Source organism: Nitrosospira sp. CT (assembly GCF_059489795.1).
Genome location: NZ_JCAHZJ010000065.1, coordinates 76,250 through 93,622, shown reverse-complemented (window position 1 = coordinate 93,622; position 17,373 = coordinate 76,250). Strand labels below are relative to the sequence as shown.

Annotated in this window: 13 protein-coding genes; 8 read left to right on the top strand and 5 right to left on the bottom strand. The window is 49.6% G+C overall.

The window, feature by feature from the left end:
- Positions 1-282 precede the first annotated feature (282 nt).
- The 5 genes from AC52W5_RS11490 to AC52W5_RS11470 form a co-directional block, all read right to left on the bottom strand.
- Entirely contained in the window at positions 283-3,897 is a 3,615-nt protein-coding gene (locus AC52W5_RS11490; protein ID WP_495671095.1) for a glycosyltransferase family 4 protein, read from the bottom strand.
- A 4-nt stretch (positions 3,898-3,901) separates the two neighbouring features.
- A complete protein-coding gene (locus tag AC52W5_RS11485; protein WP_495671094.1) occupies positions 3,902-4,570 on the bottom strand; it encodes a class I SAM-dependent methyltransferase in 669 nt (222 codons plus the stop codon).
- 4 nt (positions 4,571-4,574) lie between these two features.
- On the bottom strand, positions 4,575-5,888 hold the full coding sequence (locus tag AC52W5_RS11480; protein ID WP_495671093.1) for an ABC transporter ATP-binding protein: 1,314 nt from the start codon (positions 5,886-5,888) through the stop codon (positions 4,575-4,577).
- A 403-nt stretch (positions 5,889-6,291) separates the two neighbouring features.
- The gene (locus AC52W5_RS11475) at positions 6,292-8,604 is read right to left on the bottom strand and encodes a methyltransferase domain-containing protein (protein WP_495671092.1); all 2,313 of its coding nucleotides are present in this window, start codon (positions 8,602-8,604) and stop codon (positions 6,292-6,294) included.
- A complete protein-coding gene (locus AC52W5_RS11470) occupies positions 8,594-9,415 on the bottom strand; it encodes an ABC transporter permease (RefSeq protein ID WP_495671091.1) in 822 nt (273 codons plus the stop codon). Before AC52W5_RS11470 ends, AC52W5_RS11475 begins: the two co-directional genes overlap by 11 nt.
- A 37-nt stretch (positions 9,416-9,452) precedes the next feature.
- Between AC52W5_RS11470 and hemP the strand changes: the two genes are divergently transcribed.
- From hemP to AC52W5_RS11430, 8 genes are all read left to right on the top strand, one after another.
- Positions 9,453-9,917, top strand: a complete 465-nt coding sequence (gene hemP, locus AC52W5_RS11465; RefSeq protein WP_495671090.1) for a hemin uptake protein HemP — start codon at positions 9,453-9,455, stop codon at positions 9,915-9,917.
- Positions 9,918-9,966: 49 nt separating this feature from the next.
- On the top strand, positions 9,967-10,164 hold the full coding sequence (locus AC52W5_RS11460; RefSeq protein ID WP_074746923.1) for a (2Fe-2S)-binding protein: 198 nt from the start codon (positions 9,967-9,969) through the stop codon (positions 10,162-10,164).
- 40 nt (positions 10,165-10,204) lie between these two features.
- The gene (gene bfr / locus AC52W5_RS11455; RefSeq protein WP_074975462.1) at positions 10,205-10,669 is read left to right on the top strand and encodes a bacterioferritin; all 465 of its coding nucleotides are present in this window, start codon (positions 10,205-10,207) and stop codon (positions 10,667-10,669) included.
- A 140-nt stretch (positions 10,670-10,809) separates the two neighbouring features.
- Entirely contained in the window at positions 10,810-11,703 is an 894-nt protein-coding gene (locus tag AC52W5_RS11450) for a DUF2325 domain-containing protein (RefSeq protein WP_495671089.1), read from the top strand.
- 101 nt (positions 11,704-11,804) lie between these two features.
- On the top strand, positions 11,805-12,803 hold the full coding sequence (locus AC52W5_RS11445) for a multicopper oxidase domain-containing protein (protein ID WP_495671088.1): 999 nt from the start codon (positions 11,805-11,807) through the stop codon (positions 12,801-12,803).
- A 70-nt stretch (positions 12,804-12,873) separates the two neighbouring features.
- A complete protein-coding gene (locus AC52W5_RS11440) occupies positions 12,874-13,536 on the top strand; it encodes a DUF4198 domain-containing protein (RefSeq protein ID WP_495671087.1) in 663 nt (220 codons plus the stop codon).
- A gap of 65 nt (positions 13,537-13,601) precedes the next feature.
- Positions 13,602-14,309 carry a PepSY-associated TM helix domain-containing protein gene (locus AC52W5_RS11435; protein WP_495671086.1) on the top strand — a complete coding sequence of 236 codons (708 nt, stop codon included), beginning with the start codon at positions 13,602-13,604 and terminating at the stop codon, positions 14,307-14,309.
- Between the two features lie 276 nt (positions 14,310-14,585).
- Positions 14,586-16,727, top strand: a complete 2,142-nt coding sequence (locus AC52W5_RS11430) for a TonB-dependent receptor (RefSeq protein ID WP_495671085.1) — start codon at positions 14,586-14,588, stop codon at positions 16,725-16,727.
- The last annotated feature ends 646 nt before the right edge of the window (positions 16,728-17,373 follow it).

Sequence of the window (17,373 nt, the reverse complement as noted above, 5' to 3'; positions counted from 1 at the left end):
AAACGCAATCTGCTGCTCGGTAAATTTGCTTTTCTTCACGTCATGACTCCTTTCCAAAAAGGTAAAAATCATGCCGGAAATTCTACTTTTAAATGGTACGGTTTATCGGGGTAGGGTCAAAACAACCATCAATAACCAAATTGGGATCCACAATTATTAGTAGCAATTATCGCATTATTTGTTAAAAATTCTTTTGTTGAGGATTAGCCGAAGGGCAAGGAAGTCGTTGCTACATTATCTATCTAGCCTTCCCAACGACACTGCACTTTCATTTTTTCAATCTCAGTGAAGGCAGGTTTCTCGGTAGATACTTATCAAGTCGGAGCAATGTTTCTCAGCGCTGTAATATTTACGTACATATTTGTTTGAATCCAAGCGTTCCGTATTTCGGAGGGTTTGGGCAATCATCTGGGCTAAATCTTCCGGATTTTCCGGTTCGGCCATGCGAACATTAGTTTGATACCCGCGTTTTTGGGTCAATTCGTTAAATTCGACTATACCTGGAAGTGCGGTGGCCACGACGGGAATATTCATCGCTAAAGCTTCCAAGATGGCCACAGGGAGCCCTTCGAGGCGAGAAGGTGCAACAAAGCAACGGAAATCCTTCATGGCTTCCCAAGGTCTAGTGGTTGGCCCTCTGAAATCCACGTCGAGATTCAGGTCCTCTGCTAATTTTTTAAATCTCGCTAAGTTGTCGCCAGCCCCGTAAAATCGGACACTAACTTCAGGAAATTGATTTTTGATAAGCGCCCAAGCCTGTAAGAAAATATCGATGCCTTTTATTTCATAGTAGCTGGTGATTGCACCAATATATGTCCCCAATCGGGGGGGGGGTATGAAATGATCCACGGCAATGGCGTGATCTACGACTCGACATGAACGGTGGTAGTTTTCGTAAATAAATTTCGCCAAAAAAGCCGAATGGGTAACTAGGCCTGTCGGGACTGTCTTGTCACTTTGACTAGTGTCGGTGCGATGGACGAATTCCAGAGTGTGTTTACCAGATCGCCGCAGCACTTCCAGGCACCAATCAGGTAACCAGTGGTAAAGAACTGCGTCATATTTGGTGATGATTTTGGCCAAAGTTTGGGGGTCATCAGCACGGGCATAGTCAAACGGGCAGGTATCCCTGAGATCATGGCCACCACATACTACGACAGGCGCGCGCAGCCATTTTGCCTCTTCCCGAATCAGGCTCTCCACGCCGCCATGAATGGCATTACGCGTTAAAATCAACCATTTTTCAGGTTTGAAAGAGGTTAAAGGAAGATTCCGGACACTTTTGGCATTCTTCCACGCCTCCGCAAACGCATCACTGATCCAACCGTATGACTGGAGCAATTCAACCCATCGGAATCGCCAAACGTTGAGTTCGAAATTGCCCGCTGTTTCGACAGCGCGGTTTTGCAAACTTTGACGTAACTGCGGGTTCTCTATTAGTCGGTTAATCGCGCCGGCCAAACTGAGAGCATTGGGATCGACCAGCAGGCCGTTCAATCCATCGTAAACAAGGTCTGGCAATCCGCCAACATTCGTGGAAATAACAGCGCATCCACAGGCTAGTGCTTCGATGCACGATAAACTGGTTCCTTCGCAGGCGATAGTTGGGATGACGGCAATATCTGCTTTTTGATACCACTGAGGCATTTGGTCAAAATCTGCCACTTCGAATCTTACACGGTTATCCTCTGCGCATACGTCTTTAATGATCCGAGTATCAATAGGATCTCCTTCTCCGAGCCATATAATTTGTACATCATGGGGAATGTGGGAAACAATTTCACCAAAAATTCTCGAACCGCGATTAATCTGACTGCGGCGTGGGAAAAGGATGGTAAGACGTTGAGGGTTGCGTTCCTCGATTTTCGGTACGTATGTTGTACCATCGTAGAAGTTGGGAATGAAATGCATCTTCGGTGCCAGTTCCGGCCAAAGGCTACGGATAACGCCGATGGAATTGGTATCCACACTGATTATCCCTCGCGGGTTCGAAAATGCTGTATGCAAGTGTTGGAACCAGTCTGGAGTACGGAAGATAGAGTTCGGATAATTATTGTGATCAAACCATATGCCGTGACACGTCATCAAGCCATCTTCGCGGACTCTGCCGGAAGCATATTCCGGCAAATGATAATAAACATGGTCGAAATCCGCCGTCAGTTCAGTAAATTTACTACAGACCCCATAATGAAATTCGCCGACTGAGTCCGATATTTGCAGAAGAACGACCTTGAACCCATAGTATTCCCCAGTACCGGGCGCTTGGAAACTCGGTTGAAAAAAAGTAATATCAAATGAAAGTGTTTTCAGAAGTCTTGCCAACTCAATGGCATAACGCTCTCCGCCGCCGAATCTCGGCCTTCCATCGTGCCAATCCAAAAGTTGATTTGTGAAAATAGCCACCGTGCGCCTTCCGTGAGGGTGCCTTACGCCGAAATAAGGTTGTCTCCCACCTACGCCAGTAGTGCGAAGCATGGCGCTTAAATCCGACGAGGGCTGGGCCATATCTTGTACGACCTGTACAGATACGGGCTTCGTGGGTGACCAGCCGCTAATTTTAAAAAAGTGCTTCCGCAGGACAAATTTTGTTTCAAAAGGCAAAGGTAACTTCTGATAGATGACGCGTGCTATATCAATGAGCTTGGCATGGTCTCCTTCCGTCAACATTCGCCATTTGACAATCCTGAAAATAAAGCGGAGAGGTCTAGTGATCCCCCATGAGCGGCTATTTTGAATTTGGGCCAATTGATTATTCAATTTGGAAATATAGGTATCGCGCTCGGCCACCGCTTGGTTGAGGCTGGCGATTTGTCCATCGCGCTCAGCCAACATTAGATTCAACTCGCCGACTTTCTGCCGAGATTCAGTCTTAGGTTGCATCAGGCGCAACATCTCACGCTCTAATAGCCGATGGCGCTGTGCATCCGCATGAAAGGCAACGAAATAATTTCTGCTTTTTTGAAGATGATGCAGAAAATCTGAGAAATATTGAGACGATGCTTTAAGGAGTAATGCAGTGACGACGGAATGTCCAAGCGCTAGACGGGAGCTGGCGGATAAGGCCTGAGCGATATGAAGGCTAGGTACGCGTGGATCTTCTATTGCTGTCAAGTCGGTGTAATTTTCACAAATAGTCGTGCGCATGCGAGCAAAAACGCCAGGGCGATCAAGCGTCATCAATGTTTTGGCAAGGCTTTCCAACAATTTTTTGCTAAAGACATTCGTCTGGCGGTGGGTATGTACCACCGTAAAGAGCACAAACGCCCAAGCATCCTTAACTATTTGCTCGGCATCGTCCGTTAGATGGCTAAAGTCGACCCATGCTGCTGTTTGTCCAATACAGACGGCGTTAAAGGGGAATGGATCGCCGTGCGCCAATCCGAGTGATTCCAATTGTGCCAAGCCATCGGCCAGGCTACCCATCCACTGACGCCAGTCGTCAAATTTGTATGGGGGAGTGGGAAATTTATAACGGGCTTTCCCTGTAAGCCCACGTATCTTTTTCCACGCAGGCGTCGTTTCAGCATCTTCAAATTCTTGCCCGTCGAGGATCTGCACTTCAGCCGTGCAATCGCATAAGCGGTAAACAGACATTAAGGCGGGATGGCGCAGCCTCAAGAGTCTTTCCCAATTGGTCCGAGCATTTTTTCTACCACTTTGTGCTCCCAAAATATGCAAGTCAGGGCGCACAGCTCCTGTCAGTGGCACTAATAAATGATTAGTATCCAGAATGACGGTCACGGCGGTTTTTTCGGTCTGTCCGGTACGAACGATACGTGAGCGCTCGTCTACGGAGGACAGTAAGCAATCCTTGGAACAGAAGTGGAGATTTACATCAGATCCTAAGGAATACTCAGTTTTATACTGGTCAAAGCCTGCGATGTTTATGATGGGCATTGGGTTACTCTACTTCCAGATTCCACAGTTCCCGCAAATAGCCATTAGGCCCGATAGTTTGACCCAAGAGTTTCATCCGCGGCAAATCGGCTAAATGTCTTAGTAAGAAAGCAATGCCTGCATTCGGTGCGAAACCGGGCTCATTGAATGGGCATTCGTAATAAATACTGTGCTTTGTGCGTTGAAGCAGCGCGTTAAAAATATGGCGTATGTCTTCGTCCTCATACCTACGTTTGCCCGACATGGCGTAGCCGGTTTCCCAGTGATGCGTGACACTGAGAAGCAAGACGCAATCCCAGAGACGGTCATCCGACCGCAAAAAATCCTGCAGATCCATTTGATGAAATTCAAATCCTTGGGAGGGTGCCTCTGTTTGTAAATCTCCATATAGACCTTGATCATTAATGTCGCCGTTATCGATACCTACAACACAGCAACCGAGAGTGGCCAAGGTTTTGGCAAAAAGACCGTTGTTGCATCCAACATCAAGAATCTGCAACCCCTGTAGAGAGCCAAAACGGATAAATAGATCGCTTACGATGGCAAGTGCTCGCTCCAACCCGAGCCGTTCATATTTCTGCTCGGTGAGCGCATGGTCTACTTTCGACCAATTTCCGGTATAAACCCCGGTTATCAGATCGGAGATTTTCAGTTCTGGGAGATATGTCTTCATATGTTTATAAAACGGAAACCTGGCCCGGGACATCGAAAAGCAAGGGAACGATTTTATCGCTTCGATTGATGACGCTGAAGCCAGCTGCAGCGAATACTTTGTCCACGTATTCACCTTGGATGGGCATGCGGTATCCAAGATCGACTCTGTAGCGGGCGCCAGTAGATAATGGACAGATAAATTCAAATTGTAGAATATGGTGTTTTCCCGCTTTTAGAGGTGGCACAGCCAATCCCTGGAAAAAGGAGTTGATGGCGAAAAGCTCCACGCCTTCAATGGTGGAGACGACCAAACCTACTTCGCCCTCATATGGGCAATCTTCCTTAATCTCCAAAATTCCTTGGATAAGTACGGGGGAACCCGTTTCCAGGACCATCGTTTCAACGCCTTTTACAAGAACAAGACATTCAACGAATCTTGCTTGGCCCGTTCCTACGCGTTGTGAAATACGCCGTTCGAAAGCTGGTTGGAGTTGAGAGCGTACTTGCTGATCAATCCTTTCTGCTGAGTCCGTGGTTATCGCGGCGACTTGCGAAGAGGAGGTGGGCAATTCAATTTCAGTAGAACCGAGCACAAAGTAGCGATCTAAAACCTGACTCGCCGGTCCGTCCATGACCATGTTGCCCTTATTCAACAAAACGGCTCGCGGACATAGTGCCTTGATCGTAGCCGCGGAATGGGAAACAAACAGAACAGTAGTTCCCACCTCCATCATCGAACGGATAGCGGCATAGCACTTGGCTTGAAAAAATTGATCGCCAACGGACAAAGCCTCGTCGATGATCAAAATATCGGGTTCCAAATGTGCCTGAACCGCAAAGGCCAAACGGACAAACATCCCGCTCGAATATGTTTTTACAGGCTGGTTTAAGTGATCACCAATATCAGCAAAAGCAGCAATGCGGTCGAACAGCTCGTCTATTTTTTCGTTGCTTAATCCCAGGATGCTTCCATTCAAATAAACATTTTCGCGACCAGTGAATTCCGGATTGAAACCCGCACCTAGTTCGAGTAGAGCGGCAATGCGCCCGCTGGTTTTAACTGTGCCGGTGGTGGGAGACAAAGTCCCGCAGATCATCTGTAGCAAGGTAGACTTCCCGCTACCGTTTCGTCCTACGATACCGATTGCCTCTCCTCTCTTTACCTCAAAGGAAACGTCGCGCAAGGCCCAGAATTCACGATAACATTGCTTCGAAGGCCGCCCAGTCAACTTCTGCAAGTGCGGGAGCACGAACTGCTTGAGCCTGTCTCGCGGTCGCTCATAGATTTGATAACACTTGCTGAGATTCTCGATTTTGATGGCAATGTTAGAAGACATTAGCAAATCCTTTTCACGTCTCCGGAAACAGGCAGCCTCTACCCATGCAACCACTAGCGAAAACCCTCATTTGGGTACTCCAACCCATAGGTGATACACCACCTAATGCACAGTGTAATTAAAAGCACAGTAAAGGATAATGGATGACAACAGCTGCTAGGCAGGTTTTAGTCAAGTCACAGACAAAATACCGGTATGGTATGAAGCTTCTAAAGAAGCGATGACACCCCTAATCGCTAATGACGGCTAGCTAGGACCTTAATGGATTGGCCATCCTTTAACTGAAAAAGGGATAGTCATGGAACGCGTGCTAGGCCTCTTTAAGAATCTTGAATATCTGGCTTCCCGTATAACGTGCTGTCTTCATCGCTGCTCTCCTAAGTCCTAAGTAGAAAATTTTACTTCAATCACAGCTATTTTCCGGGCGGATTGCTAGTTCGAGCGGCGTATTATTAAGAACAGAGGGCCTGTCATCACAAAGGTTGGAGTGTATGAGTCTAGAAATAGCTTCTGCTTTATTATGCCAAGAGTTTTCTTTAGCTTCTTTTTGCAAGGTCTCGATATAGTCGTCTTCATCCTTTAAAGACAACGCCCGATCGACCTTTAAAATAAAGTCGTCACGATCTTTTGCAATGAGTGGAGACTTGTACCGCTTGCATTCTGGCATATCAGTGGTGACAATAGGCTTTCCCAACGCCATATACTCAAATAATTTAATTGGAGATGTTGACTCGGTAACCGCATTTATTAGAAACGGAATTATTGAAACATCGAACCAAGCCGCAAAATGCGGTAGTTCTTTATAATCAACTGGGCCGATAATTTTTATATTTTTGAACTTATGGAGGTGGTATCTGGACAGAGATTGATCATAGTCCCAACCGATCAACAATATGTTGTACAGCGGTCGCGCAGCCGCAAGCTGAACAATAAGTTCGTAATCAAACCATTTTGCTAGCGCACCGAAATATCCAATGACTGGCACTGCAACATCAACAAAATCCTTTAATTGGGAGGGAGGTATTGTTCTTTGTACGCCAGCAAAATGATCAATGTCCACCCCGTTGCTAACATAGAGCACATTTTTCTGGCGGTATGCATGAGCTTCCCTTAGCAGTTTTTCCGCGCTGCAAATCACCATAATTTCTTCAGTTTTTAGAGCATATTCGTGCCGTTCCCAGACATGTTTGGGTATTGCCACTCCAGCCAAGTCTTGATGAATTTCATCAATATACTCATAAACAATTAAGCAACCCTTCGATTGATAATGCTTAATTTCACTAATTTCTAAGGTGATGTCGTGGGCGTAGAAATGCAGAATCAAGTTCGGCATTTCCAAAGCCGACGCATATTGATTCGTTAAATAAAGGTTTTTTTCAATCTCACAAAATTTAATACTTTCCTCGTTTAAAACCTTATGGGTGCAGTAAAAATAATTGAAACCGAGCCTTGCCAGCCCTTGTGCAACATGTTGAGGTCTTTGAAAAAGAGGAATATACCAATCTATCAGCGGACGAAAAACAACAACCGGTTTGTCGTCATTAGCTGCAATTGCTTGCAACATCCTGGCAACTACTTTTGAGTCTTTCTTAAATGTGCGATTCGTTGCATACCGGATAAACGAAGTTCTTAGGCAATGAAGTCGGTGCCGTGCGGGGGGTGGGAGGCGCCAATAGATAAATTTGAGACCGTCATAACTTGCTCGACTTGGATTATGAATGAATTTTTTTATAAAACGTATTGGACGTGTAATTAACCAAGATGTAGAGGTTCTTAATGCTTCTATTTCATTGATTTTTTTAGTTAACGTTTGATTCAGATTGCTTATTTGCGATTCGCGCTCAACCACCACCTGACCAAGGTTTGCGATTTGCTCGTCCCGTTGAGTCACTGCTCGACTGAGCTGCGCAATTTTCTCATTATAGTGACTTAGAGCTTTACTGCGCTTAAGAGTCTCTTCAATTTGGTTATCATCGTTATCTATCACTGAACGTAATTCTATGTCACCTAGACCTAAGGCTCGTGATTTCACCCACCCTTCACGGGCATAGATCAACAGGATCTGTTGACCCTCCCAGTAGATCGGTGAAAATTTTCCGCTATCGATAGCTTTTGCATGCACTAGCATAAGAGAGTCATCGGCCAAGAGGGGAATATTCTCGGCAAGAAAAGCATGGTGATGCTCCGCAACAGATTCGAGTTCTTGGTACGGCAGGATCAAAACGACAAGCTTGTTGGCAAACTTCGCAATGCTTTTGAGGACTTCATAAGGCTGATAAAAGTGCTCGAGCGTGTTCGAGGAAAATATAACGTCATAGTTTTTGATTATTGCTTCAGCATCTTCGGATAGCCAATCCTCCACCTTTAGATCTAGATCACCATACCGCTCAACTGCTTTCTGGATAGCAATCTCGGAGAAGTCCACCCCGGTCAACCTGTCTCGGCCAAAGAAAGATGCAAGAACTTGAGTTCCATCGGCTTCTGCGCAGCCCCAGTCGCAGATAGTCATATTTTCAGAAACTACCCCTTGTTTAAACCACTTGGGCAATTGGTCGATGGCTAGCTGTGCGAAAAAACGTGACTGTTCTCGCCCTAGACGCAGGTCCCAATCGATGGTACTCGCTCGTATATCTCTACTTTCTTTTTTCTCACCCTCCTCCTTGAAAACTGATCGAGCGACTAGGGAAGGCTCAACGGTTTGACTTTCAGAGAACATCCGCAAACCCCTTGCGAGTTTTCTGGAACCACGCGAAACCTGCCCAAGCGACCAAAATCCCCGCCGTCATCATAATGCTCCATTGTCCTATATGGGGCAATTGACCAAAGATAAGCACTTTTCTTCCTTCTTCAATAATGAATGCAAGCGGATTGAGTTGTAGCCAACTTTGATATCTTTCCGGTAAGGCGCTTAGTGGATATACCACCGGAGAGATAAACAATAAAATTGTAGTGAACACTCCCGTGATTTGTCCAATGTCCCGTACAAACACGCCAAAGGCTGCCAGAAACCAGGCGAAGCCCATCGAAATAAAAATAAGCGGAAGCAGGACAAAGGGGAAAAGGACCACGGTCCAGGGTAGTTGATGGCTGATAAGGAGCTGGGCAAGCAGCAGCACGCCCACGCTGATGACGGTGTGAAACAGCGCGGAGCCAAAGGCCACCCACGGGAGTATTTCCAGCGGGAAAATAACTTTTTTTACGTAATTGACGTTCGACAGGATCAGGGCGGGCGCGCGGTTGATGCATTCCGCGAACAGGCCATGCACAATCATGCCAACGAAAAGAATAATCGCGAAATCTGTTTTGCTCTCTTCTCCCCCCACTCCCCAGCGCGCCTTGAATACCACTGAAAATACGAACGTGTAAATCACGAGCATAAGCAGCGGATTGAAGAAGGACCAGGCGATGCCCATGATGGAGCCTCGATAGCGTCCGATGACTTCGCGTTTAACGAGCGCCGCGATCAGACCTCTATTACGCCAGAGACTTGCGGCCATTTCATGTGGGAGAACGGAAAATTTTTGCATTTAGCGCACGGGATAGCTTTGCGCGGGTGTTCTACAGATGACGGGAAGTATCCATGCGAGCATGCAGGATGCGAATAATAGTGATGTTGTAGGGTGTGATGCGAGAATAAATCATATGCCGACCGGTATTATAACCGGCTATAACCTGGCCGGATATGAGTATCTGGCTCTACACTTGAAGTCAACGCAAATCGCTTGCGATCCTTCGATCGATCTGTTGAAAAATATCAAGAAAATTTTTTATTCACTTCTTGCATTTCACCCAAAGTCGCCTATAATACGAATCATTCTCATTAATAACTGCGGAAACGGCGCCATGGATAAGTTACTCACAGTTCCGGAAACCAACGCGGATAAACAGAAGTTCGCCCTGCTGGATCGGACTCGACGCATCTATAGCGATGCGCTGTTTTCCCACGGTGATGAGGTGTTTATTCAGCATCAGGGCGAGCAATATCGCTTGCGGCGTACCCGTAACGGTAAGCTCATTTTAACCAAATAGCAGAAATACTGGACGAATAGCAGGGAATAGTAGACTTAGGGCGCTCATCATGTATATTTGTGTCTGCAAAGGTGTAACCGATACCGCAATCCGCGAAGCCGTCATTCATCGAGGTGCCGACCGGATGCGGGATTTAAAGACTTGCCTGGGTGTGAGCGAGCAGTGCGGAATATGCGCATGCCACGCGAAGGAGGTCCTGGAAAAGGCACTGATGCAGAAAAACGTGGTTCAACACCATTCCACATAAACCCACTCGTTAATTCGAGATCTCGCCTGAGGAGGCATACATGAAGAGCAACGCAGACATTATCCAGTGGCTTAACCGCCAATTGCAGCATGAATTGACGGCCATCAATCAGTATTTCCTTCATGCCCGCATGTACGAAAACTGGGGCTTCGACAAGCTTGGCAAGCTGGAATATGAGGAATCCATAGAAGAGATGAAGCATGCCGATATGCTCATCAAGCGTATCCTGTTTCTGGAAGGGTTGCCCAATCTGCAGGAACTGGGCAAGCTTCTGATTGGTGAGAAAGCGGAGGAATGCGTTGACTGCGACCTCAAGCTTGAAATGATTTCACGCGAAACGCTGCTTGGTGGAATCGCCGTGTGTGAAGCGGCGAAGGATTACGTTTCGCGGGAGCTTCTGAAAGAAATCCTGGAAGATACTGAAGAGCATATCGACTGGCTGGAAACGCAGTTGGATGTGATGCAGAAGGTGGGTATCCAGAACTGGCTGCAGAGCCAGATGTAGATTTGTTCATGATGCCGCTGGATTGTTTTTTCCAGCGGCGGCCTTTATCGAGTTTGCTCAATCTTTTTACCTTTTTTGACTTTTAGCCAGCCAGCCCATACAGGGCAAGCCAGCTTTCTGACCTGTCCGGAGTATGGGCTGTGCAACAGCTTAAGGCAACATCGCTGGCTAATCTCTGTGTTCCCGCTTCTGTCCTGATTGAACTTGAGCACCGCGATCCCGCAGTCTCTGGACAGGATAAATCCTCTCCTTCCCCGAATTTACCCGTCCGTCGTGGACAGCTGTCGCAGATATTGCAAGCGCTGCTCGGAAAAAATCTGGTCGGGGTTGTCAGGCAATTTTTCAGGGGGCAGGGCGGCAATCCTTTCTTTACCCCTGCAAGGCTGACGCGGATAGCGCGGCTGGGGCGATCGTCGCCTGCGATTGAGAGAGCGAAACCAGTACCTGCCGGAAAGCTGCCGCCAGATGGCAAGTTTGTTCATTCACTCCCACCTGATCGGGTCGATTCCGAAATTCGTGTCGGGCGGGAAGTCGCCGAAACGGATGGGTTTCCACTGATCAGGGAATCCGCTCCGCCTGCGTCGTTTTCTTTTGAGCATTCACCTTCTGCCGCTTCCAGTGAAAAAGGAGACGGCGCGTGCGAGGGATCCGGTATCGGAGGGCGTTGCGTTCTGTGCATAGGGGGACGTGCCGCTCTGTATCCGGAATATCGCCGGGTAGTGGAAGCTTCCGGTGGTAAGCTGGTGATCTACAGGAACATGCCTCAGGGCCCGGGACATCACCTGCCTGTATTGCTGGACCATGCTGACATGGTTGTGTGTCCCATGGATTGCGTAAACCATACTGCTTTTTTCACCGTCAAGCGTTACTGCCGGCGTTCCGGCAAACCCTGCGTCTTGTTGGATCGCTCAAGCCTTTCAACTTTTCGTAAAGGTATCGCAACCCTGGCGGCGTTGAGTGCCTCCCCCGCACCGGGTAGATTCGATCAATCAAAGAGGTGGTGGCCAGCTTCTCCCGAAGAGGGACCCGCTTAAGGACACTCAGACCTGACGGTGTAGAAACCGATAGGGGTTAGTAGGGGTCGGGTCATGATTTTTATGATATCTTGCAGTGATTATCATTCGTATTATAAAACATGAATATTTGCAATGCAGGCCGGGTTATGGCGCTGCTTGGTCTTCTTGCGCTTTTCGGTATGGGACAGGCAGTGGCCGCGGAAAGGGAGTATTGGGTTGCGGCGGAAAAAGTCACCTGGAACTACGCGCCATCCGGGAAGAATCTGATCAAGCCGGATGACGGGTTGGGAGTGTGGGGCAAAACGCTGACATATCCCAAATACCGCTATTTTGGCTATAAGGATGGGCGCTACAAGGAGCGGTTGGTGCAGCCGGAGTGGGCGGGGATTCTGGGACCCCAGCTTCGGGCAGAGGTGGGTGATACCCTCAAGGTTCATTTTCTGAACAAGACCGACCGGCCGCTTTCCATGCACCCGCACGGCGTATTCTATGACAAGAAAAGCGAGGGGGCCGATGCCGCCAGCGCGGGAGCAGGTATCGGGGCCGCGGTGCCGTCGGGGAAATCCTTCACTTATACCTGGGTTGTGGATGAGGCTTCCGGTCCCGGGCCAACCGATCCTTCATCAATCGTCTGGCTGTATCACTCGCATGTAATGGAAGAGGAAGAGGCGAATCTCGGCCTGGTCGGTACCATCATTGTGACCCGGCAAGGCATGGCAAGATCGGCGCGCGATCCGTCGCCGAATGATGTGGACCAGGAGTTCACCACCTTGTTCATGATCTTCAATGAGGAGAACGGGGAAGAAAGCGGAATGAAGCATACGATCAACGGCCGTATCTTTGGTAACCTCAAGGGTTACGATACAAGTATTGGAAAGCGTGTGCGCTGGCACGTCGTGGCACTCGGCAATGAGACGGATAACCACACCGTGCACTGGCATGCCCAGACAGTACTCGATCATGGACGCCGCACCGATGTGGTGGAAGTGCTCCCCGCAAGCATGACCTCGGTCGATATGATTCCGCGTTCGGCCGGTAACTGGCTACTGCACTGCCACGTCGACGATCACATGATGGCCGGAATGTCTACCCGGTGGAATGTAGCACCGGGAAAATGATGCAAGACAAATACTTATAACAACTCAATCATTTCCAATCCCTGATAAATAATAGAAAAGGAAAAGCTCGATGAAACTTCCGCAATTTATCTATGCCACAGGTATGGGCATTATCGGCTGCGTGCTCAGCCTGGATGTCGCAGCTCATGCGCTGTGGCTTGAGAAAGAAGCCGGAGCAATCCGGCTTTATTTCGGTGAATACGCGGAAAATCTGCGTGAGCCTTCGCCGGGCAGGCTCGATAGCATTATCGAACCGAAGGTGACGGTGGTAAACGCGAAAGGCGTTGAAAAGCCTGTCGAAGTCAGGCGCGAGAATAATTATTTTGCGATACCGGCAGGTAAGGAAGCTCAAGACGGCGCCGTACTGGTGCAGGCGCTCAAGCAATCCATACGCGAGCCGCAAGGGCAGATCCCGTCTCCTACCTACAGAAGATTTCTCTATACGCGTCTCGGCAGTGGGGGCAGCCTGCCGCTCGATATCCAGGAATCCGGCAACACGTTGCGCCTGACCTACTTGGGAAACCCCGTCCCCAAGGTCGAAATCGTGGTTATCGCACCCAATGGCTGGGAGAAACATCTGCAGACGGATGAGAAAGGGGAGGTGACCTACTCGTTGCTCGAGCCGGGTCTGTACGTGATCGAAGCGAAATACGAGATGCACAAACCCGGCGAGTTCGAGGGCAAAGCATACGCGGTCGAGAGCCACAAGGTTACACGCAGCCTGTACAAATGAGCACTGTTCAACCGGGCGTGCAAGGAGCCCCAAAATCTTCCGCAACTTCAGCAACTGCGCAGAGCATGGTGCAGTCTCAAGTTGCAGGGCAGGGGGCGCGTCCCATAGTGACGGAGCCACGCGGCTACCTCTTTTTATCACAGGGAATGAAGCGCGGCCGCTTTCTGGTCTGGCTGCGCCGCACTCATGCGTGGATGGGACTCTGGGGCGCGGCGCTTGGCTTGCTATTCGGAGTATCCGGGATTCTGCTGAACCACCGCAGTGAAATGAAGATTCCCCTCGCGGCGCAGCATGAAACCCGCGAAATACTCACTCCGCCTGCCAGCAGCGTTGAGTCACCGGAGGCACTGGAATCATGGCTGCGCGAGAAATTCAAAATGCCCGAGGCAAAATCGCGCACACAGAAAAAACCGGCGGGGCCGGTGCCATGGGGAGGGGGCCAGGTCATACAGCCGGAAAACTGGCGTATTACGCTCCTTGCACCCAATCACAGCGTGACCGCCGAATACTGGAAAGGGGATGCCGAGACGCATATCGAGCGTAAAGAAGCCAATGCCTGGGCGACGCTGGCAAACTTCCACAAGGGAAGCGGAATGTCCAATGTCTGGATATTGCTCACTGATACGCTGGCAGGCGGCCTGCTGGTGCTAGCAATTACCGGAACCTTGTTGTGGAGTCGCCTCCATGGCCCCCGCTTAATGGCAGCCGGGTTGATTGGTACGACCCTGACGACTGCTGCGATCCTCATGCTGACGACGCTATCGCTCGCATGATCGTTATTCGAGCTGAGTCCCTGAATTGCGATAAAAGAATGTCCAATTGATTATAATTTCCCGCCCAGTTTCGCTGGGAAAAAGTATCCACAGCCAGCCAACGCCTTCGTGCTTGTAGCCAGCCAGCAGTAAAAAAATTAAAAGAGGCTATAAGTGAAACAGTTATCCAGATTCAAGCCCGCATCCCGCTTTTTGGTCCCTATAACCCTGTTTTGTTCATGGTCATTGATACCGTTGCCCGTGACGGCTCAAGATGCAGCGGCGACTCAAGATGCAGTGACATCTCAAGATGCAGGGAAAGAGAAGGAAAAAAGTGCAACCCTGCCGGAGATCAAGGTGACTACCGGGCGGGTCCGTCCAGGAACGATCGAGGACGTCGCCCGCACCGGCAGCAAGACAGATACACCCTTGCGTGACATCCCTGCGACAGTCAATGTCGTGCCGGCGTCTGTCCTTAAGGAGCAGGGTGTCATCGAGATGAATGACGCCATGCGTAATGTCAGCAGCGTGCAGCCACTCATGGGCGGCGGTTACGGATTTGCCAACAGCTTTACGTCGCGCGGCCTGGCGCTCAGTTTTTTCCGTGACTATATTCCGGATGGAAATCTCCAGAACAACTATTTTCGCACGATGTACGACATCGAGCGTATTGAAGTGCTGAAGGGTCCCGGCTCCGCGCTGTTTGGTGTCGCCGGTCCTGGCGGCAGTCTCAATTTGGTGACGAAGCAGCCGAGATACAATTTCGGGCTGTCCGCAGGCACCATGCTGGGCAGCTTCGGCACGCGGAACGGCTATGTAGACGTGACGGGTGCCATTCCTTATCTGCCGAATGTGGCGGGGCGTCTCATTGCGGATATGGAGCACACCGACGGGTTCCGCGGCCTGGAGCGCAATATTTTCGAGGCTTCCCCCAGTTTCACTTGGCGTCTAGCGGACGATAAGACACTCCATGTAGACTATGATCACCGCGAGCTCAAAATCAAGCCCGACAATTACGGCATACTCTTTGACGAAAATTCCAATATCGCCAATGTATCCCGCGACACGCGCTATTACAGCCGGTTCAACAAGACCGACCATACCATCAATCGGCTTGGCCTGACGCACCACTGGACCATATCGGACACTTTGAGCATGCGCACCGCGTTCGTCTACGATGCGCGGACGCTCGAGCTATTGCGCAATGCCGGCGGCAATCAGGGTAATTCGAGCGGGTTTAGCACGGGACGCACCGCGTACCAGCAGTTCGATAATGCCGGTTACACCACCTTGCAAAATGAGTTCGTTTGGAAAACGAGCACGGGGCCTATCAAGCACACCTTTCTGGGAGGTTTCGAATACAAGAATGTAGACATCAACGCGGCTCGCTCGACTTACACTCTGGACCGCATAAACATCTTTAACCCGGTAGTGGAAACTTCACTGAACGATCCTAAAGTTAATGGCGGTTCACTGACTTTTGACCGCCATATTGGCAGTGACCAGGTCTCGTTTTATGCCCAGGACCAGATCGACTTGAGCGAGCAGTTCAAGCTTCGCCTTGGAATCCGCAACGACCTGGTGAAATACAGTGATAAAGGCTTGCAAAGGCCAAATCCGACAGCGCACGGATCATCCATCCGATATCGCGAAATAGTGCAAACGAAATCCATGACCACCTACTCCACGGGCGGCGTGTATCAGCCTACCCAGAATCTTGCGTTTTACGCAGGTTACAGCACCGGCGCCTTCATCAATCTGTCCACCGAGCCGCAAGCACTCTCCACCGCGCCCGAGACGTCGGATCAGGTTGAAGTGGGCGCAAAAATGATGTTTTTCGATGGGAGGGCCGACCTCAACGTGGCGCTGTTTCAATCCAGCCGCAACAATTACTTCGTCACCCTGCCCGGTTCCAATGGCATACCGACGCCGGATGGCAAGGATCAAACCAGAGGCGTAGAAGTATCGCTTGGCGTGCGTCCAATTGCCGGTTTGAGCATTATCGGCAATGGCGTGGTAATGGATCCGGAAACGAAGGCGCGGGTCTTGGCCAGTAATGAGGTAGTTCTCGGGAGAGATCCTATTACTGACGCCCTGATTACGAGAAGTATTTATGGAAATCGGCCCGTCGGGGTTGCAACCACCATGGGCAATCTGTGGGCGACGTACGAAATACAGAGCGGCCTGGCCCGTGGGTTGATGTTCGGGTTCGGCGTCACCTATAAAGGAGATTCCTATGCCGACTCGCTGAATTTTCTCAAAGTGCCGTCTTATGTCGTGTTTGACGCGGCCGCGTCTTATCGCATCAAAAGAGTTGATCTCGCCGTCAACATAAAGAACCTCACGGATAAAACCTACTATACCAATCCGACATTTGCAGGGGCATTGCCTGGAAATCCTCTCAGCGCCTTCGGTTCCATCCGATTCAATTTCAACTGATGGTAGAGAGGTTCAGCTCCCCTGCAGGGAATCATCCTTGCTGGGGGGAAAACATCTTTTTGCTTGAACATGCTTCTATAACAATCCCTTCAGCCAGCCCTTACTTCTGGTAAGGGCTCATCAGCACAGCCGTATTCTCCCTCCAGAGCCTGAGATCACCCGCTCTCATCCTGTTTACCACAACGTGCCAAGGATGTGAGCGGAAGTGCGGCCCCAGGTTCTGAGAGACCTTGCTGTACCCATCGGTCCGAGCGTTCGTGAGTGCCACGGCATAAGTCTCCAAGTACTCCTGTAACAGCTAATCCAGTCTTCGGACCGATAGAGAGATGGGAGATCCATCCTCCGTCGTCCTCCTATACCCATTTTTCTTGCTTCCCTGCTGAGGAACAGTCTTTATGGCCGCGCAAAGTTCCGTTTTATGATTTTGTCATTATGCGGCCGAGCCATCGGGTTGTGGTGGATTCGAACGGACACCTCGACAGAATGCTGCATTTCCCGCCCGTTTTACCGTAAAAACCCGCTTTGCACGCATCTCCTCCTACCTGCCGAAACCCGCATCAGGAAAGGATTACAGCCGATATACCTCATCCGGTCCTGTAAGATTTTACAGCTATTCGGGGGTTCGGTTCCGTTGTTTCATAGCGTC